This is a genomic window from Mycobacterium sp. (assembly GCF_052145595.1).
Lineage (GTDB): Bacteria > Actinomycetota > Actinomycetes > Mycobacteriales > Mycobacteriaceae > Mycobacterium.
Genome location: NZ_JBKQOI010000142.1, coordinates 55,142 through 78,705 on the forward strand (window position 1 = coordinate 55,142; position 23,564 = coordinate 78,705).

A 23,564-nucleotide genomic window follows, 5' to 3' on the forward strand; every position below is an offset into this window, starting at 1 on the left:
ACTGCCTGGTTTTCTCACATTCTGGCGGTGAGCATCGCCGCTTCGGCCATTTCGGAAGGAATTTCCGGTACCCGAGCGATCGTGTCCAGCAGCGTGTGCGCACAGGCGCTGGCGAGCCGCTCGGCGTCGGTCGTGGGGTCCATGATCCGCTGGCGGCAAATCTCGAAGGTAAATGCCAGCCAGCCGTGCAGGATCACCCGCAGGTCCCGCTCCACCTCCGGTGCCAGCGTCTGTCCCGGGGTCGCACTCACGAACTCGCCGACGCGGCCCATGATGTGTTCCATCTGGCGGTTCTTGGCTTCTTCGTCGATGCCGAGCAGAACCGGGTCGGACCGGCCGAGACCGACATACGCGGCCCACGCGGACTCCGGATTCTGCTCTTGGTAGGCCATGTAGGCCAGCACGCCGACCCGGATCTCTTCGAAAAACGTGATTCCGTTGGGTGGCGGGCGCTTGGTGCTCTCATACAGCCGGTCGGCTTCGTCCCGGACCACCGCGGCGAAAAACGCCCGTTTGTCCGGGAAATAGTGATACATCAGCGCGCGAGATACTCCGGCGCGTTCGGCTATCTCGTCGATGCGGACCTCGTCATAGGGTCGCTTCCCAAAGACTTCTGCCCCCAGCGCGAGCAGCTCGGCACGGCGATCCTCAGGGGATAGCCGCCTTCTGGCTGTCGGCATGCGTCAAATAGTACCCACCAAACGTGAGATCTAAGCATGCCGCTTTCAGCCGAACTGCACGCCCTGGGCCAGCGGCAACTCGGTCGAGTAGTTGACGGTGTTGGTGGCGCGCCGCATGTAGGCCTTCCACGAATCCGAACCAGATTCCCGCCCGCCGCCCGTCTGCTTCTCACCGCCGAACGCGCCGCCGATCTCGGCGCCGGAGGTGCCGATATTGACGTTGGCGATACCGCAGTCGGATCCGTCCAGGAAAAATTCGGCCTCCCGCAGGTCCGTGGTGAAGATCGCCGACGAAAGTCCTTGCGGCACACCGTTATTGAGCGCTATCGCGTCATCGAGGTCGTCGTAGGTCAGCACGTAGAGGATCGGCGCGAAGGTTTCGGTCGCCACGATGGCGGTCTGTGCGGGCATTCGCACCACGGCGGGCGCGACGTAGTACGCGCCCGGATGGTCCGAGCCGTCGAAGTGAACGCGGTCGCCACCGACGACCTCGCCGCCATCGGCGCGTGCCTGTTCCAAGGCTCCCACCATGTCGCGGTAGGCCCTCTCGTGAATGAGTGGCCCGACGAGCGTGCCCGCGGCCGACGGGTCGCCGACGGGCAGCTGCCGGAAGGCGGCGACGACGCGCGCCGCCACGTCGTCGGCGACCGAGCGGTGGACGATCAGCCGGCGCAGGCTGGTGCAGCGCTGACCGGCCGTGCCGGCGGCGGCGAACACGATGGCGCGCACCGCCAGGTCCAGGTCGGCCGCCCGCGTCACGATGGCCGCGTTGTTGCCACCCAATTCCAGCAGCGCCCGCCCGAAGCGCCCGGCCACCCGTGGGCCGACCGCCTGCCCCATCCGCACCGAGCCGGTCGCGGACACTAGCGCGATCCGGGGATTGTCAACCAGCCGCTCACCAAGGTCGCGGTCGCCCAGGATCAGACCGCTCACCGCGGGCGGGGCACCGACGTCGGCGGCGGCCCGGCCGATCAGCGCCTGGCAGGCCAGAGCCGTCAACGGCGTCAGCTCCGAAGGCTTCCACACCACCGTGTCCCCGCACACCAGCGCCACCGCGGCGTTCCATGCCCAGACCGCAACCGGGAAGTTGAACGCGGTGATCACGCCGACCACACCGAGTGGATGCCAGGTTTCGAGGAGCCGATGCCCCGGGCGTTCCGACGCGATCGTTCGGCCGTAGAGCTGCCGCGACAGGCCGACGGCGAACTGGCAGACGTCGATCATTTCCTGCACCTCGCCCAGCGCTTCCGAGGTGATCTTGCCCACCTCGAGCGTCACCAGCGTCGCGAGGTGGTCCTTGTGTTCGGTGAGCAGCTCGCCGAGCCGGGCCGCCAGTGCGCCACGCGCCGGTGCCGGCATGCTCCGCCATGCCGAAAACGCTCGATCGGCGTCGGCAATGGTCCGATCGGCCTGCTCGGGCCTTGTATGCGCGACGGTGAACAGCACGTCGCCGGTGATCGGTGTGCTGGCGGGCAGCCCCTTCTCGCCCGGCTCGCCGCGGCTGACGTCGGCTCCGATTGCCTCTAGGGCGCGACGTGCCCGAGCACGCAACGCGTCGGTGCTCGTCATGCGCCGCTCCTCCTCATCGCGTCGCTCTGCATCGTCGCCGGCGTCGTCGTCATGCGCCGCTCCTCCTCATCGCGTCGCTCTGCATTGTCGCCGGCGCGGGCAGGTTCACTGCGGTGCCTCCTGGGAAAGCGCTTCGTAAAGTGCGTACGGGTCATAAATATCGCGGCCGATCGCCCCGGCCAGCCACTGCACGTCGTAACCGGAATCGTCGGCGCCGTCAGCGGCCGCGCTGTCGCGGTCCAGGTTGGACCGGAAGATGCCCGCCGCCGAGGCGGGCAAGAAGTCTTCGTAGACGATGGGTGCCGACGGGTCGCCACCACGGTAGTAGGCCAACCCCTCGGCGGCCATCTCCTTGTCGGTCGACGGGAAGTACTGGCCCCAGACTGCGGCCGGGTTGGCTTCCCCAACAAGCTGAGCCATCGCGGCGTCGTAGCGCTCGCGCCCGCGCGGGGTCAGCGCGACACCGCGCGACTCGACTTCACCGAACCGCACCCGCAGGTTTCCGGAGGTGAGGGCGCCGTCCCTGCGGCGAAACAGGCATCGTTCGGCGAGTGCGCGAAAGGAGCTCTGGCGCAACAGCACCGCGGGTCCGGCGGTCCGGGGCGGGCCCTGGATGGCGTCGGTCATGGTGATGCCGCGCTCGGTCATCCGCCGGTACAGATCGTCGATGTCGAGGACTCGCGGCGTCAGGTGATTGATGTGGGTGGAACTGACCCCGGCGATGTCGGCGGCCACCGCAGACACCCGCGACAACTCGTCGTACCAGGATTTCTTGATCGGCTCGCGCGACAGCGCGAATGCCGACACCGCCGCCGCGACGAATGCCTGCGCCTCGTCGGCGTCGCAGGCACCCTCGGCGGCGATGATCCGCGCCCGCGCGAGCAACGCCGGGTCGAACAGTTGGCGCCGCGCGATGAAGGTCTCCACGCGGGTGCGCAGGTCAGGTTCGAAAAACCGGCGGTCCCGGGTGGCCAGCATGGAAGTGAACACCCGGAACGGATTGCGCGCCAGCTCGTTTGCGTCGATGGGCCGAAAAGCGGTGGACACCACCGGAATAGGCGACTTCGCCGAACGCAGATCGTAGTAGCCGACCGGCGCCATGCCGAACGCGGCGAACAAATCGGCGACGGCGGCCAGTTCGGCCGGGCCGCCCACCCGGATGGCGCCATGCCGCTCGGCGGTAACCCGCTGCAGCGAGCCAAGGCGTTCGGCACCTCGATGGCGTGCCACGTAATCGGCATTGACCTGCCCGCTCACCTCGACCAACGTGGCGTAAGCGGGCACCTCGCCGGCGTACATGGCCGACAGCCCGGCGGCGAATTGCGCCCGCAGCTGCCAGGTCACCAGCCTTTTAGCCGAGCTCATCCGCACCGTCGCTGCGATAGTCTCCGGCCATGAACGAGACGCTCGACGACATCGACCGGATCTTGATGCGCCAGCTGGTCGCCGACGGACGCTCCACTTTGGCGGAGCTGGCCGCAAGTGCCGGGCTGTCGGTCTCGGCGGTCCAGTCGCGGGTCCGTCGATTGGAGTCTCGCGGTGTGATATCGGGGTATTCCGCGCGCATCAACCCGGAGGCGGTCGGCCACCTCCTGTCAGCGTTCGTGGCCATTACTCCTCTGGATCCCTCTCAACCCGACGATGCGCCCGCCCGCCTGCAACACATAGAGGAGATCGAATCGTGTCACTCGATAGCCGGCGAGGAGAGCTACGTCCTGCTGGTGCGCGTGGCGTCCGCGCGGGTGCTCGAGGACCTGCTGCGACGAATCCGGACAACGGCCGACGTGCAGACTCGAAGCACTATCATTCTCAATACTTTTTACAGTGATCGGCAATACATACCATAATATTTCCGGTATATGCGTCATGATTCCGTAAAAATCGGCTATTATTGGCGGCATGACCGCGGCTCGGAAGTACCTCGTGCTTGCTGAAGCGCCCGCCGACTTGCCGACCGAACCCGACCAGGTGCATGAGGTGCTGTCGCGCAGCATTCTGGCCGACGGTTTTGACCTGGTGCTCGATCCGACGCGGTCGGCCGGCTCGTATCTGGTCGACGCCCGAGACGGTCGGCGCTACCTCGACATGTTCACTTTCTTTGCCTCGTCGGCGCTGGGCATGAACCACCCGGCGCTGGCCGACGACGACGAGTTTTGCGCCGAACTCACGCGGGCCGCGCTGAACAAGCCGAGCAACTCCGATGTATACACGGTCGCGATGGCCCGCTTCGTTGAGACCTTCGCACGCGTGCTGGGTGACCCGGACCTGCCGCACCTGTTCTTCGTCGATGGCGGCGCACTGGCGGTGGAGAACGCGCTCAAGGTCGCGTTCGACTGGAAGAGCCGGCACAACGAGAGGCACGGCATCGATCCGGCCCTCGGTACCCGGGTGCTGCACTTGCGCGGAGCGTTCCATGGCCGCAGCGGCTACACCATGTCGCTGACCAACACCAAGCCGGTCACGGTGGCCCGCTTCCCGCAGTTCGACTGGCCGCGCATCGACGCGCCGTTCATCCAGCCCGGCCTGGACGGGGCGGCGATGGATGCGCTGGAAGCCGAGTCGCTGCGCCAGGCCCGCGCGGCGTTCGAGGCGTACCCGCACGACATCGCGTGCTTCATCGCCGAACCCATCCAGGGGGAGGGTGGCGACCGGCACTTCCGGCCGGAGTTCTTTGCGGCGATGCGTAAGCTGTGCGACGAATACGACGCCCTGCTGATCTTCGATGAGGTGCAGACCGGCTGTGGGTCCACCGGAACCGCTTGGGCCTACCAGCAATTGGGTGTCCAACCCGATGTTGTGGCGTTCGGCAAGAAGACGCAGGTGTGCGGGATCATGGCCGGCCGACGGGTCGACGAGATCGCCGACAACGTCTTCGCGGTCACGTCACGGATCAACTCGACGTGGGGCGGCAACCTGACCGACATGGTGCGGGCGCGCCGCATCCTGGAGGTGATCGAAGCGCACGAACTGTTCGACCACGCCGCCGAACAGGGTCGCTACCTGCGTAACCGGCTCGACGAACTCGCCGACGACTTCCCGGCCCTGGTTCTCGACCCTCGCGGCCGCGGCCTGATGTGTGCGTTCAACCTGCCGACCACCGCCGACCGCGATGAATTGATCCGCGAGCTCTGGCGGCGTGCCGTAATTGTGCTGCCCGCCGGTAAAGACGGCGTTCGGTTTCGTCCCGCTCTGACGGTTTCGCGAGCAGAAATCGACGCGGCGATTTCTGCCGTACGCGGTGCCCTGAGGGCGGTGGCCTAGGGCTGTGGCGGTTTACTTGGTTTGCTGCCGGGTATTTGCACCCAGGTGATTACCCGCGAGGTGGCCGAAAAAACCGTCGTGGCGCGGTAACTATTGCGACGCCGCGAACGATGGAATAAGGGCAGCCCGAAGCGGAATATAAGGGGCAAGGATGCAGAAGGCGGATGAGCGGTCGTCTGGCGATCGCTTGGGACAGGAAGACGGCGAGGTGCGCGCCGCCATCCGGTTTGCCGTCCTGGCCGCGGTTGCGGGAGTCGCGTTCTTCATCCTGGCGGCATTGTGGGTCAGCACCTGCCCGGGCGTGGGCGTCGACACGGTGGCCTGTGGCGCCCCCCAGCGGACGCTGTTGGCGCTCGGGAGCCCGCTGATCTTGTTTGCCGCCGGGGTGTGGGCGTTTCTGCGCACCTACCGTGTGTGGAAGGTCGGGGGTACCTGGTGGGGATGGCACGGCGCCGGCTGGTTTTTGTTGACGCTGATGGTAGTGACGCTTGGCCTGGGCGTTGGGCCAATCGCGGGCCCGGTATTGGCCCTTTGACCAGCATTAACTACACGACCCACTGAATTACGGGTCGGCTCTTACCGCTGCCTCGCAGCGCGCTCGCGCCGCGGACTGCCGGGGTTCGGGACGCGCCACCGCTCATCGATGCGGGCCACGCGGCGATGCTCCACGACGAACCACAGCGCCCCGGCGACCGTTCCGAGCACGGCGATGAGCACCGTCGTGGCGAGCCACTCGTAATGTCCGTAGGCGGCGGCAGCCGTAGTGCTGATCATGCCGGACAATGCGACGGCCAGCAGGATGAACCCGGGCCAGAAGAGATTGTCCTTCATCGTGATGCCGGCGTGCGGTTGCGTGGTCCGGAAATGATCCGTCGGATCGTGATGCCTATCGCCCATCACCTCTCCCTCCGTCATCGGACGGGATAACAAAAATGCTACTCACTCCGCGGGCCTGGCGACACTGAAAACTTTGCCGGTCAGCTGCGGCTCAGCCCGCGGGCAAATCGGACGGGTCAGGCCGAGCCGGCCGCATCGCGAACGAGCGCCTCCGGGAGCGAAATCGCGCCAACCGTTGTCACAAGCCACACCACAATCGTTGCGGCAAGCCAGGACGCAGCGCCGCGGATGGTGAGCCCGTGAGTCAATACCGAGGCGAGACCCAACGCGACGAGGGTCAACACCAGGCCGGTGCCGCCGAGGAGCAGCGATGCGTATGCGCGGGGCAACTTCAAGATCAACAGAGACAAGGTCGTCTGCGCTGCCGAGAACAATACGACGGCGACGATGAATCCCGACGCCGACACCGAGATGCCGGGGACAACCCAGGCCGCCACCAGCAGTCCGATCGCCCACGATCCCAGAAGCACTGCTGCACGCAGCAGGATCTGCTTCATGCCAATAAGTGTAGGTCTCGAAGTCGGGACTGTTAAGAAACCTGTTAAGGATCGTCGCCGCGGTCGTGCATCCCGATCTTCATTGGGGTTATTCGCCGCGTCGAGTGGGTATCAGCTCTAAACCATGATTGAGTGCCGAAAGGGTTGCGTTAGCGTGGTCACCCCATGACATCGGTTGGAACCTACGGTCCACGGCGGGCTGCAAAGCCGTAGTAGTGTCAGTGAAACATCGCCGGGAGACCAAATGACCGATGCGGGATTGCGCGCTAACAACCGTCAACGCGGCCAGCGCGCCGTCGAACTACACGTTGCGGCACGCCTGGAAAACCTGGCCCTGTTGCGCACGCTGGTCGGCGCCATCGGCACCTTCGAGGACCTCGATTTCGATGCCGTGGCGGACCTGCGGCTCGCGGTAGACGAAGTGTGCACCCGGTTGATCCGCTCGGCCACTCCCGGCGCAACGTTGGTCGTTGTGGTCGACCCGCACGACGACGAGTTGGTGGTGGAGGCTTCTGCGGCCTGCGACACCCACGACGTGGTGCCGCCCGGCAGCTTCAGCTGGCATGTGCTGACGTCGTTGGCCGACGACGTGCGGACTTTTCATGACGGTCGCGAACCCGATGAAACCGGCAGTGTCTTCGGTATCACGCTGACGGCGCGACGGGTGGCCTCCAGCAGGTGACAGCGCAAGCTGGCGGCGGTTCGGTTTCGCGCCCGAACGAATACGCCGATGTTCCGGAGATGTTCCGTGAATTGGCCAGTTTCGCCCCCAACTCGATGGAATTCCAGCGCCAACGGGACAAGATCGTGGAGCGGTGCCTGCCGCTGGGTGATCACATCGCCCGTCGATTCGAGGGCCGGGGGGAACCGCGCGACGACTTGGTTCAAGTGGCGCGGGTTGGCTTGGTCAACGCGGTGATCCGCTTCGACGTCGAGGCCGGGTCGGACTTTGTTTCGTTTGCGGTGCCCACGATCATGGGCGAGGTCCGCCGTCACTTCCGCGACAACAGCTGGTCGGTCAAGGTTCCGCGGCGACTGAAGGAACTGCACTTGCGGCTCGGTAGCGCCACCGCCGAGCTGTCGCAACGTCTCGGCCGGGCGCCCACCGCAACCGAACTCGCCGCGGAACTCGGCATGGAACGCGACGAGGTCGTCGAGGGTCTGGTCGCGGGCAGCTCTTACAACACTTTGTCCATCGACACCGGCGGCGGCAGCGACGACGACGACGCCCGTGCTATAGCCGACACTTTGGGCGACGTCGACGCCGGTCTGGACCGCATCGAGGATCGGGAGGCGCTGCGTCCTTTGCTCGAGTCGCTGCCTGAGCGGGAACGAATCGTCTTGGTACTCAGGTTTTTCGAGTCGATGACGCAAACGCAGATCGCCGAGCGGGTCGGCATCTCACAGATGCACGTGTCCCGGCTGCTGGCGAAGTCGCTAACGCGGCTGCGTGACCAGTTGCAGTAGGGGCCGGTGCTCTCGGCGTCCGGCCCGGTCCGACCGCAGCAGCGGCTCCGCAGTCGGCGTCGTCACCGGCAGGGTGCCGTCCGGGTCGCAGATGCGGAGCAACCGCGACACGGCCGGGCTCGGCACCATGGCCCAGTACGCCTGGGCGCCCGAGCACATGACGTTGATTCGGTGTAGCGCCGAAAAGCCGGCGGTGCCAATGAAATCCAGGCCACGCAGGTCCAGGATCACTCGCGTGCAACGGCCGACGCAGCGTTGCACGCAAGCGGCGAGCTGATCGGCGTTGGCGGCGTCGAGCTCACCGTCGGCGGCAACTACCGTGCCCGACGAGCTCCAGTGGGCAGTGAATTGAGCCGTGCGGCTTTGCTGCCACGATTGGGTCACAGTCACAGGCATTGCTTGACTCCATCACTGGAAGGACCGTGCTGTGGATGACGTCAGCCTGGGTGCTGAGTTGGAGGCCGGGAGTTCGCCTTTGGCCTTTCCCCGCCTCCGTGACGTCATCCGGGCGGCTGTGAACTCAACCTGACCTGAACCCTACCCGCGGCTGGCCGGGCCGACAACGTTCTCCTAATCAACTCCCAGGAGCGCTGGTCAGAGGGGTCTGCCGAGGAACGGGTCACTTGATCTCGGCGAGCACCGTGCCCTGAGTGATGGCGGCGCCGGCTTCGACCGCAAGTCCGGTGATGGTGCCGTCCTTGTGGGCGGTGACGGGGTTTTCCATCTTCATCGCCTCGAGGACCACCACCAGGTCGCCGGTGGCGACCTCCTGTCCTTCCTCGACCGCGACCTTGACCACGGTGCCCTGCATGGGCGCGGTTACCGCGTCGCCGGAGGCGGCCACGCTCCCATGGGATCCGCGCTTGCGCGGCTTGGGCTTCTTTCGAATGACGCCAGCCGGATCGGCTGCGCCGTTGGACAGTGCCAGGTCACCGGGCAGCGACACCTCGAGCCGACGGCCGCCGACTTCGACGACCACCTTCTGGCGTGGCCGGGCATCCTCTTCGTCGAGGGGTTCGCCGGCGGTGAACGGTTCGACGGTGTTGTTCCACTCGGTCTCGATCCAGCGGGTGTGTACCGAGAAGCCGTCGTCGTCACCGATGAACGCGGGATCGGACACCACGGCGCGGTGGAACGGGATGACGGTGGCGAGGCCTTCGACCTCGAACTCGTCCAGAGCGCGCCGGGCGCGGGCCAGCGCCTCCTGGCGGTTGGCGCCGTGGACGATCAGCTTGGCCAGCATAGAGTCGAATTGGCCGCCGATCACCGAACCGGTCTCCACGCCGGAGTCCAACCGCACACCCGGGCCGGTCGGCGGGTGGAACTTGCTCACCGGCCCCGGGGCCGGCAGGAAGTTGCGCCCGGCGTCTTCGCCATTGATCCGGAATTCGATGGCATGCCCGCGCGGCGCGGGGTCCTCGGTGAGGTCCAGCCTCTCGCCGTTGGCGATCTTGAACTGCTGCAAGACCAAGTCGATGCCCGCGGTTTCCTCGGTGACCGGGTGTTCGACCTGAAGGCGGGTGTTGACCTCCAGGAAGGAGATCAGGCCGTCCTGACCGACCAGGTATTCGACGGTTCCGGCGCCGTAGTAATGCGCCTCCTTGCAGATTCGCTTGGCCGAGTCGTGGATTTCCTTGCGCTGGATGTCGGTCAAGAACGGCGCGGGCGCCTCCTCGACCAGCTTCTGGTAACGGCGCTGCAGCGAGCAGTCCCGGGTGCCCGCGACGACGACGTTGCCGTGCTGGTCGGCGATCACCTGCGCCTCGACGTGGCGCGGCTTGTCGAGGTAGCGCTCGACGAAACACTCGCCGCGGCCGAACGCGGACGTTGCCTCGCGGACGGCCGACTCGTAGAGCTCGGGAATCTCTTCAATGGTGCGGGCCACCTTCATGCCCTTGCCGCCGCCGCCGTGGGCGGCCTTGATCGCGATCGGCAGGCCGTACTCCTCGGCGAAGGCCACCACCTCGTCGGCGTTGTTGACGGGGTCGGGGGTGCCGGGCACCAGAGGAGCCTGCGCGCGGGCCGCGATGTGACGGGCGGTGACCTTGTCACCGAGGTCGCGGATCGACTGCGGGCTGGGCCCGATCCAGATCAGACCGGCATCGATGACCGCCTGGGCGAAGTTGGCGTTCTCGGACAAGAAGCCGTAGCCGGGGTGGATGGCGTTGGCGCCGGATTTCGCCGCCGCATCGAGGAGCTTGCCGAAGTCCAGGTAGGACTCCGCGGAAGTTTGACCGCCGAGGGCGAATGCCTCGTCGGCCAGACGCACGTGTAGAGCCTCGGCGTCGGGCTCGGCGTACACCGCCACGCTGGCCAGGCCGGCATCCCGGGCCGCCCGGATCACCCGGACTGCGATCTCGCCGCGATTGGCGACGAGAACCTTGGAGATCCTGGAGCTGGCATGACTGGCCACTGCGCCTCCTGTAGGGCTGGACGTCTCTTCGTCTCTAAGAGAATTTCTTACAAGTCTTGTCCGGGGAAGTTTAAGCGCCGCGCCGCACGCGCTGATACCCGGTCTCTAATCCGTTGGTGATCAGGCCGCCTCGCGCAATCGCCGCTTGATCCGGGCAAGCATCGCCGACATACCGCGCAACCGCAGCGGGCTGATCAGGGCAGCCAAACCCAGGTCGGCGTAGAAATCTTCGGGCACCGCCAGGATGTCGGCGGCGGGCTGTTCGTCCAGGCCGGCCGCCAGGATCGAGGCGAACCCGCGGGTGGTCGGCGCTTCGGCCGGTGCGCTGAAGTACAGGCGCACCCGATCTGGGTCGTGCGCGTCGACGTGCAGAAACAGCGGGGACTGGCACTCGGGCACCGGCTCCATCGCCCCTTCGGCCAAGTCGGCGGGCAGGGGCGGCAGGTCATTGGCGAATTCCAGCAGCAACTTCAGCTTGTCCTGCCCCGCGACTTCGGCGAAGTCGGACACCACCTCGGCCAGCGGTGCGGGAAGAGTCATCAGACTGGCGCAGTTCCGGGGCTTTCGCCCGCCACGATGGGCACCCGCACGGTGTTGCCCCATTCGGTCCACGATCCGTCGTAATTGCGCACACCGGGCTTGCCCAGCAAATGCGTGAGCACGAACCAGGTGTGGCTGGACCGCTCGCCGATGCGGCAATAGACGACGGTTTTGTCGTCGGGGTCGAGGAAACCGTAGAGCTCCTCGAGCTCCTCGCGGCTGCGGAACCGCCCGCTGTCGTCGACCGCCTTGCTCCACGGAATCGACCGGGCGGTGGGGATGTGGCCGCCGCGCAGCACGCCCTCCTCGGGGTATTCGGGCATGTGTGTGCGCTTGCCCGTGTACTCGTCCGGCGAACGCACGTCGATCAGCGGTTGGTTACCGAGAATGGCAAGCACGTCGTCCTTGAATGCCCGGATGGGCTCGTCATTGCGCGCGACGACCGGATAGCCGGTTGAGGTCTTGGCGGGGACGTCCAGGGTGGTGTCCCGGCGTTCGGCCAGCCACAGGTCGCGCCCACCGTTGAGCAGGCGCACATCGGGGTGGCCGAACAACGTGAAGACCCACAGCGCGAAGGCCGCCCACCAATTGCTCTTGTCTCCGTAGATCACCACGGTGTCATCGCGGGCGATGCCCTTGCGGTTCATCAAGTCGGCGAACTGCTCCGGGTTGATGTAGTCGCGCACCCTCGGGTCGTTGAGGTCGGTGTGCCAGTCGATCTTGACCGCGCCGGGGATATGGCCAACGTCGTAGAGCAAGACGTCCTCGTCGGATTCGACGATCACCAGGCCGGGAGTTCCCATGTTGGCGGACAGCCATTCGGCGGTGACCAGTCGTTCGGGGTGAGCGTATTTGGCGAGGGAGGGGCTTGGATCGGGGGGTAACGACACACCCCAAAGCCTACCCACCGCGCGGCTGCCCGGCTTGGGTGAGCGGATTGTCCGTCCACAGTGCGGCAACGGACAGGCCGGCACGGCTCAACAGCGCCCGGGTCAGCGGCAGTCCGATTCCCACGACGGCCGACGGGTCGCCGTCGACGCCGTCGATGAACCACCCACCCAGGCCGTCGAGGGTGAATCCGCCAGCGACCCGCAACGATTCCCCAAAAGCCAGGTACGCCTCGAGGTCATCTTGTAATGGCATCCCGAAATGAACTGTAGTAATTGATGTTTCCGCATCGCTATGGACAATTTCGTTGTCCCGCAACCTGATAATGCAATGGCCGGTATAGAGTTGGCCGGCGCGGCCGGCTATTGACTGCCACAGTCGACGCGCAGCGGTGACGGTTTCCGGCTTGCCGCACAGCCGGCCGTCGATGTAGAGCATCGAATCACAGCCGATGACAACGCAATCCGCCGCGACGCTGCCATCCAGCTGGCCCGCCACCTGTTCGGCCTTGGCCGCCGCCAGCGCGCATACCACATCGGCGGGCGAAGCATCCGGCCCCAGAGAAGCGGTGACCAGATCCTCGTCGACGCCGGACACCATGACCAGCGGATCGATGCCGGCCTGGCGCAGCACCTTAAGCCGACCGGGGGATGCGGACCCCAGGACCACCCGGGTCATTGCTGCATGTGTACTCGTTGCTGCAGGGTGATTCGCTGGTAGCTCGACATCGCGTAACGCAGCCTGTCGACCGGGAGGCCCCAGCGGGTGCGCTCGCATTGTTCCGGTTTGGGCGCACCGCCGGCGGCGCTGCCCAGCACGGCGATCAGCGCGGCCAGCTCCTCGTCGGTCGGTTGTCCCTTGAGTATCTGGATGTGCGGCTCGTGCGGCCGCTGGTTCTCGTCGGTCATCTCGGCAGCGTTCTCGACACTCACAGCTGGATTGTTGGTCTCACTCCCGTCACTCACTGCGTTCGTTCCGCTCGTTCGACTCACGCGGACCGAATCGTTCGTCTCACTCCCGTCACTCACTGCGTTCGTTCCGCTCGTTCGACTCACAGTGGGATGTTCCCGTGCTTCTTGGGCGGCAGCTGCGAGACCTTGCGTTCCAGCAGGCGCAGCGCGGTGCCGATGTAGCCGCGGGTGTGCGACGGCGGGATCACCGCGTCCACGTATCCCCGTTCGGCGGCGACATACGGGTTGACCAACGTGTCCTCGTACTCCTGCTGCAACTGCAGACGCAGCTCGTCGACGTCTTTGCCCTCCTTGGCCGCATCCCCCAGCTGCTTGCGGTAGACGAACCCGACGGCACCAGAGGCACCCATGACCGCGATCTGGGCGGTCGGCCAGGCGATGTTGACGTCGCAGCCCATGTCCTTGGAGCCCATGACGCAGTAGGCGCCGCCGTAGGCCTTACGGGTGATGACGGTGATCTTGGGAACGGTGGCCTCGCCGTAGGCGTACAGCAGCTTGGCGCCGCGCCGGATGATGCCGTTGTATTCCTGGCCGGTGCCCGGCAGGAAGCCCGGAACATCCACCAGCATGACGATCGGGATGTTGAAGCAGTCGCAGGTCCGCACGAACCGGGCCGCCTTCTCCGAGGCGTTGATGTCCAGGCAGCCGGCGAAGTGGGTGGGCTGGTTGGCCACGATCCCAACGGGCCGGCCTTCGATGCGGCCGAAGCCGACGACGATGTTCTGGGCGTAACCGGCCTGGATCTCGAGGAACTCGTCCTCGTCGAGGATGCGGGTGATGACCTCGTGCATGTCGTAGGGCTGGTTGGGTGAGTCCGGGATCAGCGTGTCCAGCTCGAGGTCCTCGGCGGTCAGGTTGTCCTCGATGGCGCCCTCGGGAACGGCCTCGGCATACCGCGGTGGGTCGGTGAAGTTGTTGGGCGGCAGGTAGCTCAGCAGGTCGCGGACCCAGTCGAAGGCGTCCTGCTCGCCGGATGCGACGTAGTGCAGCGTGCCCGACTTGGCCATGTGGGTGTGTGCGCCGCCGAGCTCCTCCATGGTGACGTCCTCGCCGGTGACGGTCTTGATGACGTCGGGCCCGGTGATGAACATCTGGCTGGTCTGGTCGACCATGATCACGAAGTCGGTCAGGGCGGGGGAGTAGACGTGTCCACCGGCGGCGGCGCCCATGATCAGCGAGATCTGCGGGATGACCCCGGAGGCCACGATGTTGTTGCGGAAGATCCGGCTGTACAGACCCAGCGAGACGACCCCCTCCTGGATTCGCGCGCCGGCGCCGTCGTTGATCCCGATGAGCGGGCGGCCGGTCTTGATCGCCAGTTCCTGGACCTTGACGATCTTCTCCCCGTAGACCTCGCCGAGGCTGCCGCCGAACACCGTGGCGTCCTGGCTGAAGATGCACACGTCGCGGCCGTCGATGGTGCCGTAGCCGGTGACCACACCGTCGCCAAGCGGGCGGTTGTCGGCGAGGCCGAAGTTGGTACTGCGGTGCCTGGCCAGCGCGTCGAGTTCGACGAACGAATCCTCGTCCAACAGCGCATAGATGCGCTCGCGGGCGGTCAGCTTGCCCTTGGCGTGCACCTTCTCGACGGCGGTCTCACCGACCGGATGCAGTGACTCTTCTCTCCGCTTGTGCAGCTCGGCCAGCTTGCCTGCCGTGGTGTGGATGTCGATGGTGTGCTCGGCGGCTGGCTCCGCGGTGTGATCGGTAACGCTTGTCATGGGATTCGATGTTATCGGCAGCCCCCGCGCCGGTGTTTAGGCTGGGCTTGTAAGGAGATGAGTTGGACCGGGATCAGCTCAGGACGCCGCTGGACGCGGCGGCGTTGCGCGCTGAGCTCATCGGGACCGGGCTGGGTTGGCGCCAACTCGACGTCGTCGAGCAAACCGGCTCCACGAACGCCGACCTGTTGGCGCGGGCCGCATCGGGGAGCGATGTTGCCGGAGCGGTGCTGATAGCCGAGCACCAGACCGCCGGTCGCGGACGTCACGGCCGGGGATGGTCGGCCAGCCCGCGAGCCCAGATCACGATGTCGGTGGGTGTCAGCGTCGTCGACGTCCCGGCCGCGGGGTGGGGCTGGCTGCCGCTGGCCACCGGTGTGGCGGTCGTCGACACGGTGGCCCCCCTGCTTGAAAAGGTCGGGGTTCAAACGGGTCTCAAGTGGCCAAACGACGTGCTGGCCGGTCCACCGGATTCCAGGGGCAAGCTGGCGGGCATCCTCGCCGAGGTCACGCGGCCGGTGGTGGTAATCGGCTTGGGGCTCAACGTGACTCAGGCACCCGGGGAGATCGACGGCCCCGGCGCGACCTCGCTGCTCGACCTGGGCGTGCCGGCGCCCGACCGCGGCCAGTTGGTCCGCGAGCTGTTGCGGGAGCTCGGCAGGCGGATCGTCGCCTGGCGAGCCGCGCGCGGAGCCGATTGGGCGCTGGCGGCCGACTACCGGGCGCGCAGTTTGACAATCGGCACGCGCGTGCGCGCTCACCTGCCCGGCGGAAAGGAACTTGTCGGGACCGCGAGCGGCATCGATGACCAGGGCAGGTTGTGCCTCGAGACCGAAGGCGAGACCGTCGTGGTGTCGGCCGGTGACGTGGTGCATTTGCGCTGACTTCGGGCGCTTTATGGGCTCGAAAAAGCTCGGAAAAGCTAAGGTCGCGAGGTGAGCTATCCCGATAACGCCCTGGCCGCCGGCGAACAGGTTGTCGTGCACCGCCATCCACACTGGAAGCGGTTGATCTGGCCCGGCGTGGTTCTCATCCTGGCGACCGGGCTCGCGGCGTTCGGGTCCGGTTACGTGAACTCGACGCACTGGGAGCAGGTCGCCAAGAACATCATCTACGGCGTCATCTGGGGGGTCTGGCTGGTGATCGTCGGCTGGCTGACGCTGTGGCCGTTTCTGAGTTGGCTGACCACACATTTCGTCGTCACCACCCGGCGGGTGATGTTTCGGCATGGGGTGCTGACCCGCAGCGGAATCGACATTCCGTTGGCGCGGATCAACAGCGTGGAATTCCGCGACAAGCTCTTCGAGCGAATGTTTCGCACCGGGACGCTGATTATCGAATCGGCGTCACAAGATCCGCTCGAGTTCTACGCCATTCCGCGACTGCGCGAGGTGCACTCGCTGCTATATCACGAGGTTTTCGACACCCTCGGTTCCGAGGAATCGTCGAGCTGAGCAGACCTGCTCGCCTTGTTCCGCCAGGCGCGCAACAAGGTGACGTTGCCGCCCTCGATCTCGTCCTCGAAGACTTCGGCAATGCCGCCCGCGGTGAGGGCGGATTCCAGCGCCTTGTCGGGGCTGCGGGCGAACTCGTCCGGAAACACCCAGCGCCTGAATGCCCAGAACCGGAACGCCATCTGCAACAGGTTTCCGATGATATAAGCCGAGATGAAGTCCGCGACGTTTTCCACGGTCAGGGACACCATCGGCTCCCGCAGCTGCAGGACGTAGCTGGAGAACCACAGCGGCGCCATGCTCAACAGGACTCCCACGCCGCTGAAGGCGAAAAACAGCAGCGCCTCGTGATGGCGCTCGCGGCCGCCGCGGTCGCGGAAGCTCCACTCGCGGTTCAAGATGTAGGACGCGATGACGGCGACGATTCCCGCTATCACCTTGGCCGTTACCGGCTTGGATTCGAGAATCGTCAGCTTGAGCGTGTAGAAAATTGCCGAGTCGATGATGAACGTTGTCCCGCCGACGATGGCGAATTTGATTAGTTCGTGGTGACGCAGCAAAAAGGGCTGGATAAACCCAGGCAGGCGCGCAATGGCGGCATCGGCGAAGGACACAACACGTCAGTGTACGGACGGACGCAAAAACGGCGCAAAATGCGACACAACGATTCGGTGTCGCAGCCGGTCAACGCTCCGCCAGGCGCCGTGACACCATGATGGCCGTGCCGAGTACACGCCCGCCGGGCGCTGCCCCGCTGGTCGCCATGGTCGGCGGCGGTCAGCTCGCCCGGATGACCCACCAAGCCGCGATCGCGCTCGGGCAGACGCTGCGGGTGCTGGCCACCGCCCCCGACGAACCGGCCGCGCAGGTCACCCCCGACGTGGTGATCGGCTCGCACATCGATCTCGAACACTTGCGCCGCGTCGCGGCAGGGGCCGACGTGCTGACGTTCGACCACGAGCACGTCCCGACCGACCTGCTGGAGAAGCTCGTCGCGGAAGGGGTCAACGTGGCACCGCCGCCGCAGGCCCTGGTGCACGCCCAGGACAAGCTTGTGATGCGGCGGCGGTTGGAGGCACTGGGCGCCGCGGTGCCGCGATACACCTGCATAACAAGCCCCGCAGGGGTCGACGAGATCGAGGCCTTCGCGCGACGCCTCGACGCTTCGAGAGACACCCCGCTGGTGGTCAAGGCGGTCCGAGGGGGTTACGACGGTCGGGGGGTGCGGATGGCCCGCGACGCCGCACACGCCCGCGAGATCGTCGGCAAATACCTGGCCGGCGGGGTGCCCGCGCTGGTCGAGGAGCGAGTGCAACTGCGCCGCGAATTGTCGGCATTGGTGGCCCGCTCGCCGTTCGGGCAGGGTGCGGCGTGGCCGGTGGTCGAGACCGTGCAACGGGACGGGATCTGCGCGCTGGTGATCGCGCCCGCGCCGGAGCTGCCCGACGACCTGGCGTCGGCCGCCCAGCAGCTGGCATTGCGATTGGCCGCCGAGCTGGGTGTGGTCGGTGTGCTCGCGGTCGAGCTGTTCGTGACCACAGACGGCGCCCTGCTCGTCAACGAGCTCGCGATGCGGCCACACAACTCCGGGCACTGGACCATGGACGGGGCACGCACCAGCCAGTTCGAACAGCATCTGCGCGCGGTGCTGGATTATCCGCTGGGCGGTACCGACGCCATAGCGCCGGTGACGGTGATGGCCAACGTGCTGGGTGCTGAGCGGCAGCCGGCGATGACGCTCGACGAGCGATTGCACCACTTGTTCGCGCGGATGCCCGACGCCCGGGTGCACCTCTACGGCAAGGCGGAACGGCCCGGGCGCAAGGTCGGGCACATCAACTTCCTGGGTGCGGACCTGACAGAGTTGGCCAAGCTGCGTGAACGCGCCGAAATGGCGGCACACTGGATGTCACATGGGCAGTGGACGGACGGATGGGATCCACATGACTAGCGCCGGCGACGATGCAGAGCGAAGCGATGAGGAGGAGCGGCGCTCATGACTAGCGCCGGCGACGATGCAGAGCGAAGCGATGAGGAGGAGCGGCGTAAATGACAGCCGCTGAACAGCCCCGCGTCGGGGTCATCATGGGCAGCGACAGCGACTGGTCGGTCATGCAGGATGCCGCGGCGGCGCTGGCCGAGTTCGACATACCGACCGAGGTTCGGGTGGTCTCGGCGCATCGCACGCCAAAGGCGATGTTCGACTACGCGCGCGGCGCGGCCGACCGCGGCATCGAGGTGATCATCGCCGGTGCCGGCGGCGCCGCCCACCTGCCCGGAATGGTCGCCGCCGCGACGCCGCTGCCGGTGATCGGGGTGCCGGTGCCGCTGGCCCGGCTGGACGGCCTCGACTCGCTGCTGTCGATCGTGCAGATGCCGGCTGGTGTCCCGGTGGCCACGGTCTCCATCGGCGGCGCCCGCAACGCCGGTTTGCTGGCCGTGCGCATTCTCGGATCGTCCGACGCGGCGCTGCGGGCGCGGATCGTCGCGTTTCAAGAGCAGCTGGCCGACAGCGTGCGGGCCAGGGATGCGGCGCTGCAGCAGCTGCAGGGTAAAGTTACCGGCGAGTAGCAAGGAGGCTGAGATGGCCAGTTGGGCCGGAGACCCGTCGTTCGATCTGTTCCAATTGCCCGAGGAACACCAGCAGTTGCGGGCCGCGATCCGCGCGCTGGCGGAAAAAGAGATCGCCCCGCATGCCGCCGATGTGGATGAGAATTCGCGCTTCCCGCAGGAAGCCCTGGACGCACTGAATGCCTCGGGCTTCAACGCCGTGCATGTGCCCGAGGAGTACGGCGGCCAGGGCGCGGACTCGGTGGCGGCGTGCATCGTCATCGAGGAAGTCGCCCGCGTGGACGCTTCCGCTTCGTTGATTCCCGCGGTGAACAAGCTGGGCACCATGGGCCTGATCCTGCGTGGCGCCGACGAACTGAAGAAGCAGGTATTGCCGTCGATCGCCGACGGCACCGCGTTGGCGTCCTACGCGCTGAGTGAGCGCGAGGCCGGCAGTGACGCGGCGTCGATGCGGACCCGGGCCAAGGCCGACGGGGACGACTGGATTCTCAACGGCGCCAAATGCTGGATCACCAACGGCGGCAAGTCGAGCTGGTACACGGTGATGGCGGTAACCGACCCCGACAAGGGCGCGAATGGCATCTCGTCGTTCATGGTGCACAAGGACGACGAGGGGTTCACCGTCGGTCCGAAAGAAAAGAAGCTCGGGATCAAGGGCTCACCGACCACCGAGCTGTACTTCGAGAACTGCCGCATTCCGGGGGACCGGATCATTGGCGAGCCGGGCACCGGGTTCAAGACCGCGCTGGCGACGCTGGACCACACCCGTCCCACCATCGGCGCCCAGGCTGTTGGCATCGCGCAGGGCGCGGTGGACGCCGCCACCGCCTACACCAAGGACCGCAAGCAGTTCGGGGAGTCGATCAGCAGCTTCCAGGCCGTGCAGTTCATGTTGGCCGACATGGCGATGAAGGTGGAGGCGGCCCGGCTCATGGTCTACAGCGCCGCCGCCCGCGCCGAACGCGGCGAGCAAGACCTGGGCTTCATCTCGGCGGCGTCGAAGTGCTTCGCCTCCGACGTGGCGATGGAGGTCACCACCGACGCCGTGCAACTGTTCGGCGGCGCGGGCTACACCACCGACTTCCCCGTCGAGCGGATGATGCGCGACGCCAAGATCACGCAGATCTATGAGGGCACGAACCAGATTCAGCGGGTGGTGATGTCGCGGGCGCTGTTGCGCTGATCGGGTTGTTCCGGCATCTCTGGCAAAAGCTCGGCGCCGGCGAATAGGATCGACAATCGCGATCAAGGCCGCGCTAAGGGAAACCATTCGGGGTGGTAAAGACCACGCGTAGTGTCTTTGCGAGCAGAGAGTCACCGCGGCCAAGGGGGAGTGTGAGGTGAGGGACCTGGTCGGCCTTACGCGCCCGCGCGCGATCGGGAATTGATGCCCGTGCGTGCTCCAGTCGCCCCGGCAGCGCATTGGCAGTCATTGTCGTTGCTACTCGTCGAGGACGACCGCGCCGATGCGGTGCTCGTAGAAGACCTGATCGCCGACGCGGTGGCCGATATCCGGGTGATATGGGCGCAGTCGATGGCACACGCGGAACGCGAGCTGGCGTCGGCGCGGCCCGATTGCGTACTGCTGGACCTGCACCTGCCCGACGCCAGCGGGATGGACGCCCTCGACCGCATCGCGAAACGCGATGCCACCGTTCCGATAGTCGTGCTGACCGGGCTGAACGACGAATACTTCGGGGCTTCGGCGGTCGCGGCCGGTGCACAGGACTACCTGGTCAAGGGGCGGGTCGAACCCGAGATGCTGCGGCGCGCGCTGCTGTATGCGATCGAGCGCAAGCGGGCCGAGCTCATTTCGGCGGACCTGCACGCAAGCCAGATTCGGGCCCGTGAGAACGCGCTGCTGGAACGCGGCCTGTTGCCGTCCCCGTTGCTGCTCGACAACCCCGGCGTCGACATCGTCGCCCGATACCGGCCGAGCCGCGAGGACGCATTGTTGTGCGGAGACTTCTACGACGTCGTGCAAACGCCCGACCGGGTCGTCCACGTCTTGATCGGCGACGTCGCGGGGCACGGGCCGCACGAGGCGGCACTGGGCGCGGCATTGCGAATCGCGTTTCGAGCGCTCACTTTCGCCGGCGTTCACGGTGTCGACCTGATGCGGCAGCTCGAACGGGTACTGCACTCCGAACGAACCGGCAACGGGATCTTCGCGACGGTGCTCACTCTCGAGATCCCGCCCGACAGCCCGCGCATCACCGCCATCCGTGCCGGTCATCCCGGGATGTTGCTGCAAAACAGCGGCGCCGTGGAATGGATCGAGCCGCCGGCCGGCCCCGCGCTGGGCCTGCGTGCCGACGACTGGCCGCGGCATGAGCTGGAATTGCCCGCCGGCCACGGCCTGCTGCTGCTGACCGACGGGCTTTTCGAGGGATATTCGGGACGGGGCAGCCGGCGTCTGGGCGAGGACGGTTTGCTCGAGCTGGCCCGGTCGCACGCGCGTCTGGCCGGCCCGCAGTTCGTCGACGCGCTCATCGACGGTGCCCAGGAACTCGCGCAGCCACACGGCGGACTTACCGACGACATAGCCGTGCTGCGCGTAGAGCGGACCACAGAGTGACCCCCGCGTTGCGCCCAGGTCTGTCGCAGATCACCGTGCGGGGATGGCAAGCCCTGCTGTTGTCCACCATGGGCGTCATGGTCCTCGCCGGCGCGGTGGTTGGTGCGGTGTTGCTGAAGCGCTCCGACGAAGTGTCGCGCGGGCTGACCGACGAAATTCAGCCCGCGCGCGTGGCCGCCTGCCAGCTGCAGTCGGCGTTGCGCGACCAGGAAACGGGTGTGCGTGGCTACCTGATCGCCGCCGACCGGCAGTTCCTCACGCCGTACTACGACGGGCAACAGGCCGAACAGGCGGCGGCCGAAGACATCCGGCGCCGCCTCGGTCAACGCACGGACTTGGTCGCCGATCTGGACGCGATCGAAAAGGCCGCCGCCAACTGGCGGACAAACTATGCCGAGCCGCTGATCGCGAGCGTGACCCCAAACGCTCCGGATGTCGTGAACCGCGACTCCTCGGAACGAGGCAAAGCCGAATTCGACCATTTGCGTGCGCTTTTCGATACGCAAAATGCGAACCTCGCCACGGCGTGGGCGCGTGCCACCGACCAACTCAAACAGGTGGATGCCTGGCGCGACAGGGTGCTGGGCGCGATGGTGCTGGTGTTCTTCGTTACGGCCGCCCTGCTAGGGCTCTTAACACGGGACGCGGTCACCCGTCCGATTGCAGCGCTGGCCGCGGCCTGCCGGCGGATCACCGAGGGCAATTTCGTCGAAAGCATCTCGCCTGCGAAGCGGCCCAAAGACATTCGGGATATGGCACTCGACGTGGAGAACATGCGGAAGCGCATCGTCGAAGAGCTCGAAGTATCGCATTCGGCCCGAGTGCTTTTGGACGAGCAGGCGGTCGAATTGCGCCGTTCGAACGCCGAACTCGAGCAGTTCGCCTACGTCGCGTCGCACGACCTGCAGGAACCGCTGCGTAAGGTCGCCTCGTTCTGCCAGTTGCTCGAGAAGCGGTACGGCGACAAGCTCGACGAGCGAGGTGTCGAATACATCGGATTCGCAGTCGACGGCGCCAAGCGCATGCAGCTGCTGATCAACGACCTGCTCAGCTTCTCCCGGGTCGGCCGGCTGGGCACCACGCAAACCGAGGTGGACCTCGACAAGACGCTGGACGCCGCCCTGGCCAACCTCACCGCCGCCATCGAGGAATCAGACGCCGAGATCGTGCGCCCGCAACAACCCCTCCCGCGGATCATCGGAGACCCCACGCTGCTGACGATGCTGTGGCAGAACCTGATCGGCAACGCGGTGAAGTTTCGCCATGCTGATCGCCCGCCCCGCGTCGTCATCGAGTGCGAACGGGGCAGCGGTGCTCACGACGGCGAATGGATCTTCTGCGTGTCCGACAACGGCATCGGCATCCCGAAGGAATTCGCCGAGAAGGTCTTCGTCATCTTCCAGCGTCTGCACGGCCGTGAGGTGTACGCCGGAACGGGTGTCGGCCTTGCGCTGTGCAAGAAGATCGTCGAGCACCACGGCGGCACCGTCTGCGTCGACACGTCCTACACCGATGGAACGCGGCTGCGGTTCACCCTGCCCATTCCCGCGCCCGTCGGCGCGGCCGTAGACCACCAAGCCCCTTTGGAAGGAGCACACGAATGACATCGGACGCTAGACCAATCGACATCTTGCTCGTCGAAGACGATCCGGGCGATGAGCTCGTCACTCGAGAAGCGTTCGAGCACAACAAGCTCAAGAACCGGCTGCACGTCGCACACGACGGAGAGGAGGGTCTGGACTACCTCTACCGGCGCGGTGCTTACCAGGATGCGCCGCGGCCCGACCTCATCCTGCTTGACCTGAATTTGCCGAAATACGATGGCAGGCAGCTACTTGAGCAGGTCAAGTCCGACCCGGACCTGTCTCGCATCCCGGTGGTCGTGCTCACTACCTCCTCGGCGGAGGAGGACATCCTGCGCAGCTACCAGCTGCACGCCAACGCCTACGTCACCAAGCCGGTCGACCTCGACCAGTTCATGAGTGCCGTCCGCCAGATCGACGAGTTCTTCGTTCAGGTGGTGCGCCTTCCCAGCGTCTGAACTCCGACTGGCACTC

General features: G+C 66.2%; 25 protein-coding genes and 1 pseudogene. 13 read left to right on the forward strand and 13 right to left on the reverse strand.

The window, feature by feature from the left end; all coding sequences use genetic code 11:
- Nucleotides 1–14: 14 nt before the first annotated feature.
- The 3 genes from ACLP4W_RS12870 to hglS form a co-directional block, all read right to left on the reverse strand.
- A complete protein-coding gene (locus ACLP4W_RS12870; protein WP_442386506.1) occupies nucleotides 15–680 on the reverse strand; it encodes a TetR/AcrR family transcriptional regulator in 666 nt (221 codons plus the stop codon).
- Nucleotides 681–725: 45 nt separating this feature from the next.
- Entirely contained in the window at nucleotides 726–2,249 is a 1,524-nt protein-coding gene (gene amaB, locus ACLP4W_RS12875) for an L-piperidine-6-carboxylate dehydrogenase (RefSeq protein ID WP_442386507.1), read from the reverse strand.
- A gap of 105 nt (nucleotides 2,250–2,354) precedes the next feature.
- Nucleotides 2,355–3,614: a 2-oxoadipate dioxygenase/decarboxylase gene (gene hglS, locus ACLP4W_RS12880; RefSeq protein ID WP_442386508.1), complete on the reverse strand. Its 1,260-nt coding sequence runs from the start codon at nucleotides 3,612–3,614 to the stop codon at nucleotides 2,355–2,357.
- Nucleotides 3,615–3,643: 29 nt separating this feature from the next.
- On the opposite strand from hglS, the gene ACLP4W_RS12885 reads away from it, so the two are divergent.
- The 3 genes from ACLP4W_RS12885 (at nucleotide 3,644) to ACLP4W_RS12895 (ending at nucleotide 6,045) form a co-directional block, all read left to right on the forward strand.
- The gene (locus ACLP4W_RS12885) at nucleotides 3,644–4,096 is read left to right on the forward strand and encodes an Lrp/AsnC family transcriptional regulator (RefSeq protein WP_442386509.1); all 453 of its coding nucleotides are present in this window, start codon (nucleotides 3,644–3,646) and stop codon (nucleotides 4,094–4,096) included.
- Nucleotides 4,097–4,148: 52 nt separating this feature from the next.
- Nucleotides 4,149–5,510 carry an L-lysine 6-transaminase gene (lat, locus tag ACLP4W_RS12890; RefSeq protein WP_442386510.1) on the forward strand — a complete coding sequence of 454 codons (1,362 nt, stop codon included), beginning with the start codon at nucleotides 4,149–4,151 and terminating at the stop codon, nucleotides 5,508–5,510.
- Nucleotides 5,511–5,661: 151 nt separating this feature from the next.
- On the forward strand, nucleotides 5,662–6,045 hold the full coding sequence (locus ACLP4W_RS12895) for a hypothetical protein (RefSeq protein WP_442386511.1): 384 nt from the start codon (nucleotides 5,662–5,664) through the stop codon (nucleotides 6,043–6,045).
- Between the two features lie 41 nt (nucleotides 6,046–6,086).
- On the opposite strand, the gene usfY is transcribed toward ACLP4W_RS12895, so the two are convergent.
- Complete coding sequence (gene usfY, locus ACLP4W_RS12900) at nucleotides 6,087–6,425, reverse strand: protein UsfY (RefSeq protein ID WP_442386512.1); 339 nt, start codon at nucleotides 6,423–6,425, stop codon at nucleotides 6,087–6,089.
- Between the two features lie 98 nt (nucleotides 6,426–6,523).
- Entirely contained in the window at nucleotides 6,524–6,904 is a 381-nt protein-coding gene (locus ACLP4W_RS12905; protein ID WP_442386513.1) for a hypothetical protein, read from the reverse strand.
- Between the two features lie 244 nt (nucleotides 6,905–7,148).
- Here ACLP4W_RS12905 and ACLP4W_RS12910 point away from each other — a divergent pair, with 244 nt between their 5' ends.
- On the forward strand, nucleotides 7,149–7,586 hold the full coding sequence (locus tag ACLP4W_RS12910; protein WP_442386514.1) for an ATP-binding protein: 438 nt from the start codon (nucleotides 7,149–7,151) through the stop codon (nucleotides 7,584–7,586).
- Nucleotides 7,583–8,371: an RNA polymerase sigma factor SigF gene (locus tag ACLP4W_RS12915; protein WP_442386515.1), complete on the forward strand. Its 789-nt coding sequence runs from the start codon at nucleotides 7,583–7,585 to the stop codon at nucleotides 8,369–8,371. The genes ACLP4W_RS12910 and ACLP4W_RS12915 overlap by 4 nt, the downstream gene beginning before the upstream one ends.
- On the opposite strand, the gene ACLP4W_RS12920 is transcribed toward ACLP4W_RS12915, so the two are convergent.
- The 7 genes from ACLP4W_RS12920 to ACLP4W_RS12950 all read right to left on the reverse strand — a co-directional run bounded on the left by ACLP4W_RS12920 (nucleotide 8,342) and on the right by ACLP4W_RS12950 (nucleotide 14,904).
- Nucleotides 8,342–8,767, reverse strand: coding sequence for an STAS domain-containing protein (locus ACLP4W_RS12920; RefSeq protein ID WP_442386516.1), 426 nt, complete (start codon nucleotides 8,765–8,767; stop codon nucleotides 8,342–8,344). The two genes, ACLP4W_RS12915 and ACLP4W_RS12920, sit on opposite strands and share 30 nt — an antisense overlap.
- A 223-nt stretch (nucleotides 8,768–8,990) precedes the next feature.
- Nucleotides 8,991–10,784 carry an acetyl/propionyl/methylcrotonyl-CoA carboxylase subunit alpha gene (locus ACLP4W_RS12925; RefSeq protein WP_442386517.1) on the reverse strand — a complete coding sequence of 598 codons (1,794 nt, stop codon included), beginning with the start codon at nucleotides 10,782–10,784 and terminating at the stop codon, nucleotides 8,991–8,993.
- A gap of 120 nt (nucleotides 10,785–10,904) precedes the next feature.
- Entirely contained in the window at nucleotides 10,905–11,324 is a 420-nt protein-coding gene (locus ACLP4W_RS12930) for a SufE family protein (RefSeq protein ID WP_442386518.1), read from the reverse strand.
- Complete coding sequence (locus ACLP4W_RS12935) at nucleotides 11,324–12,214, reverse strand: sulfurtransferase (protein ID WP_442386519.1); 891 nt, start codon at nucleotides 12,212–12,214, stop codon at nucleotides 11,324–11,326. Before ACLP4W_RS12935 ends, ACLP4W_RS12930 begins: the two co-directional genes overlap by 1 nt.
- A 10-nt stretch (nucleotides 12,215–12,224) precedes the next feature.
- Nucleotides 12,225–12,890, reverse strand: a complete 666-nt coding sequence (locus ACLP4W_RS12940) for a Maf family protein (RefSeq protein WP_442386520.1) — start codon at nucleotides 12,888–12,890, stop codon at nucleotides 12,225–12,227.
- Nucleotides 12,887–13,267 (reverse strand): acyl-CoA carboxylase subunit epsilon, encoded by a 381-nt coding sequence (locus ACLP4W_RS12945; protein WP_442386521.1) that lies wholly within the window; start codon nucleotides 13,265–13,267, stop codon nucleotides 12,887–12,889. Before ACLP4W_RS12945 ends, ACLP4W_RS12940 begins: the two co-directional genes overlap by 4 nt.
- A complete protein-coding gene (locus tag ACLP4W_RS12950; RefSeq protein ID WP_442386522.1) occupies nucleotides 13,264–14,904 on the reverse strand; it encodes an acyl-CoA carboxylase subunit beta in 1,641 nt (546 codons plus the stop codon). Before ACLP4W_RS12950 ends, ACLP4W_RS12945 begins: the two co-directional genes overlap by 4 nt.
- Nucleotides 14,905–14,993: 89 nt before the next feature.
- Between ACLP4W_RS12950 and ACLP4W_RS12955 the strand changes: the two genes are divergently transcribed.
- Both ACLP4W_RS12955 and ACLP4W_RS12960 read left to right on the forward strand, forming a co-directional pair.
- Nucleotides 14,994–15,788: a biotin--[acetyl-CoA-carboxylase] ligase gene (locus ACLP4W_RS12955; protein ID WP_442386533.1), complete on the forward strand. Its 795-nt coding sequence runs from the start codon at nucleotides 14,994–14,996 to the stop codon at nucleotides 15,786–15,788.
- A 51-nt stretch (nucleotides 15,789–15,839) separates the two neighbouring features.
- A complete protein-coding gene (locus ACLP4W_RS12960) occupies nucleotides 15,840–16,358 on the forward strand; it encodes a PH domain-containing protein (RefSeq protein WP_442386523.1) in 519 nt (172 codons plus the stop codon).
- On the opposite strand, the gene ACLP4W_RS12965 is transcribed toward ACLP4W_RS12960, so the two are convergent.
- The gene (locus ACLP4W_RS12965; RefSeq protein ID WP_442386524.1) at nucleotides 16,313–16,972 is read right to left on the reverse strand and encodes a GtrA family protein; all 660 of its coding nucleotides are present in this window, start codon (nucleotides 16,970–16,972) and stop codon (nucleotides 16,313–16,315) included. The two genes, ACLP4W_RS12960 and ACLP4W_RS12965, sit on opposite strands and share 46 nt — an antisense overlap.
- Before the next feature lie 98 nt (nucleotides 16,973–17,070).
- Between ACLP4W_RS12965 and ACLP4W_RS12970 the strand changes: the two are divergent.
- The 6 genes and pseudogenes from ACLP4W_RS12970 to ACLP4W_RS12995 all read left to right on the forward strand — a co-directional run bounded on the left by ACLP4W_RS12970 (nucleotide 17,071) and on the right by ACLP4W_RS12995 (nucleotide 23,548).
- Nucleotides 17,071–18,358 (forward strand): annotated as a pseudogene (locus ACLP4W_RS12970) (5-(carboxyamino)imidazole ribonucleotide synthase).
- 49 nt (nucleotides 18,359–18,407) lie between these two features.
- The gene (gene purE / locus ACLP4W_RS12975; protein WP_442386525.1) at nucleotides 18,408–18,929 is read left to right on the forward strand and encodes a 5-(carboxyamino)imidazole ribonucleotide mutase; all 522 of its coding nucleotides are present in this window, start codon (nucleotides 18,408–18,410) and stop codon (nucleotides 18,927–18,929) included.
- Nucleotides 18,930–18,942: 13 nt separating this feature from the next.
- Nucleotides 18,943–20,112, forward strand: coding sequence for an acyl-CoA dehydrogenase (locus tag ACLP4W_RS12980; protein ID WP_442386526.1), 1,170 nt, complete (start codon nucleotides 18,943–18,945; stop codon nucleotides 20,110–20,112).
- 204 nt (nucleotides 20,113–20,316) lie between these two features.
- Nucleotides 20,317–21,507 carry a PP2C family protein-serine/threonine phosphatase gene (locus ACLP4W_RS12985; RefSeq protein WP_442386527.1) on the forward strand — a complete coding sequence of 397 codons (1,191 nt, stop codon included), beginning with the start codon at nucleotides 20,317–20,319 and terminating at the stop codon, nucleotides 21,505–21,507.
- A gap of 68 nt (nucleotides 21,508–21,575) precedes the next feature.
- Complete coding sequence (locus ACLP4W_RS12990; protein ID WP_442386534.1) at nucleotides 21,576–23,111, forward strand: sensor histidine kinase; 1,536 nt, start codon at nucleotides 21,576–21,578, stop codon at nucleotides 23,109–23,111.
- Complete coding sequence (locus tag ACLP4W_RS12995; protein WP_442386528.1) at nucleotides 23,108–23,548, forward strand: response regulator; 441 nt, start codon at nucleotides 23,108–23,110, stop codon at nucleotides 23,546–23,548. The genes ACLP4W_RS12990 and ACLP4W_RS12995 overlap by 4 nt, the downstream gene beginning before the upstream one ends.
- Nucleotides 23,549–23,564: the final 16 nt, after the last annotated feature.

Bases quoted from the DNA above. Each gene is read 5' to 3' on its own strand.
- ACLP4W_RS12990 (WP_442386534.1), top strand. From the start codon at position 21,576: ATGGGCGTCATGGTCCTCGCCGGCGCGGTGGTTGGTGCGGTGTTGCTG.
- ACLP4W_RS12950 (WP_442386522.1), bottom strand. From the start codon at position 14,904: ATGACAAGCGTTACCGATCACACCGCGGAGCCAGCCGCCGAGCACACC.
- ACLP4W_RS12985 (WP_442386527.1), top strand. From the start codon at position 20,317: ATGCCCGTGCGTGCTCCAGTCGCCCCGGCAGCGCATTGGCAGTCATTG.
- ACLP4W_RS12905 (WP_442386513.1), bottom strand. From the start codon at position 6,904: ATGAAGCAGATCCTGCTGCGTGCAGCAGTGCTTCTGGGATCGTGGGCG.
- hglS (WP_442386508.1), bottom strand. From the start codon at position 3,614: ATGAGCTCGGCTAAAAGGCTGGTGACCTGGCAGCTGCGGGCGCAATTC.
- ACLP4W_RS12995 (WP_442386528.1), top strand. From the start codon at position 23,108: ATGACATCGGACGCTAGACCAATCGACATCTTGCTCGTCGAAGACGAT.
- ACLP4W_RS12895 (WP_442386511.1), top strand. From the start codon at position 5,662: ATGCAGAAGGCGGATGAGCGGTCGTCTGGCGATCGCTTGGGACAGGAA.
- amaB (WP_442386507.1), bottom strand. From the start codon at position 2,249: ATGACGAGCACCGACGCGTTGCGTGCTCGGGCACGTCGCGCCCTAGAG.
- usfY (WP_442386512.1), bottom strand. From the start codon at position 6,425: ATGACGGAGGGAGAGGTGATGGGCGATAGGCATCACGATCCGACGGAT.
- ACLP4W_RS12940 (WP_442386520.1), bottom strand. From the start codon at position 12,890: ATGACCCGGGTGGTCCTGGGGTCCGCATCCCCCGGTCGGCTTAAGGTG.
- ACLP4W_RS12930 (WP_442386518.1), bottom strand. From the start codon at position 11,324: ATGACTCTTCCCGCACCGCTGGCCGAGGTGGTGTCCGACTTCGCCGAA.
- ACLP4W_RS12910 (WP_442386514.1), top strand. From the start codon at position 7,149: ATGACCGATGCGGGATTGCGCGCTAACAACCGTCAACGCGGCCAGCGC.
- purE (WP_442386525.1), top strand. From the start codon at position 18,408: ATGACAGCCGCTGAACAGCCCCGCGTCGGGGTCATCATGGGCAGCGAC.
- ACLP4W_RS12920 (WP_442386516.1), bottom strand. From the start codon at position 8,767: ATGCCTGTGACTGTGACCCAATCGTGGCAGCAAAGCCGCACGGCTCAA.
- ACLP4W_RS12870 (WP_442386506.1), bottom strand. From the start codon at position 680: ATGCCGACAGCCAGAAGGCGGCTATCCCCTGAGGATCGCCGTGCCGAG.
- ACLP4W_RS12885 (WP_442386509.1), top strand. From the start codon at position 3,644: ATGAACGAGACGCTCGACGACATCGACCGGATCTTGATGCGCCAGCTG.
- lat (WP_442386510.1), top strand. From the start codon at position 4,149: ATGACCGCGGCTCGGAAGTACCTCGTGCTTGCTGAAGCGCCCGCCGAC.
- ACLP4W_RS12980 (WP_442386526.1), top strand. From the start codon at position 18,943: ATGGCCAGTTGGGCCGGAGACCCGTCGTTCGATCTGTTCCAATTGCCC.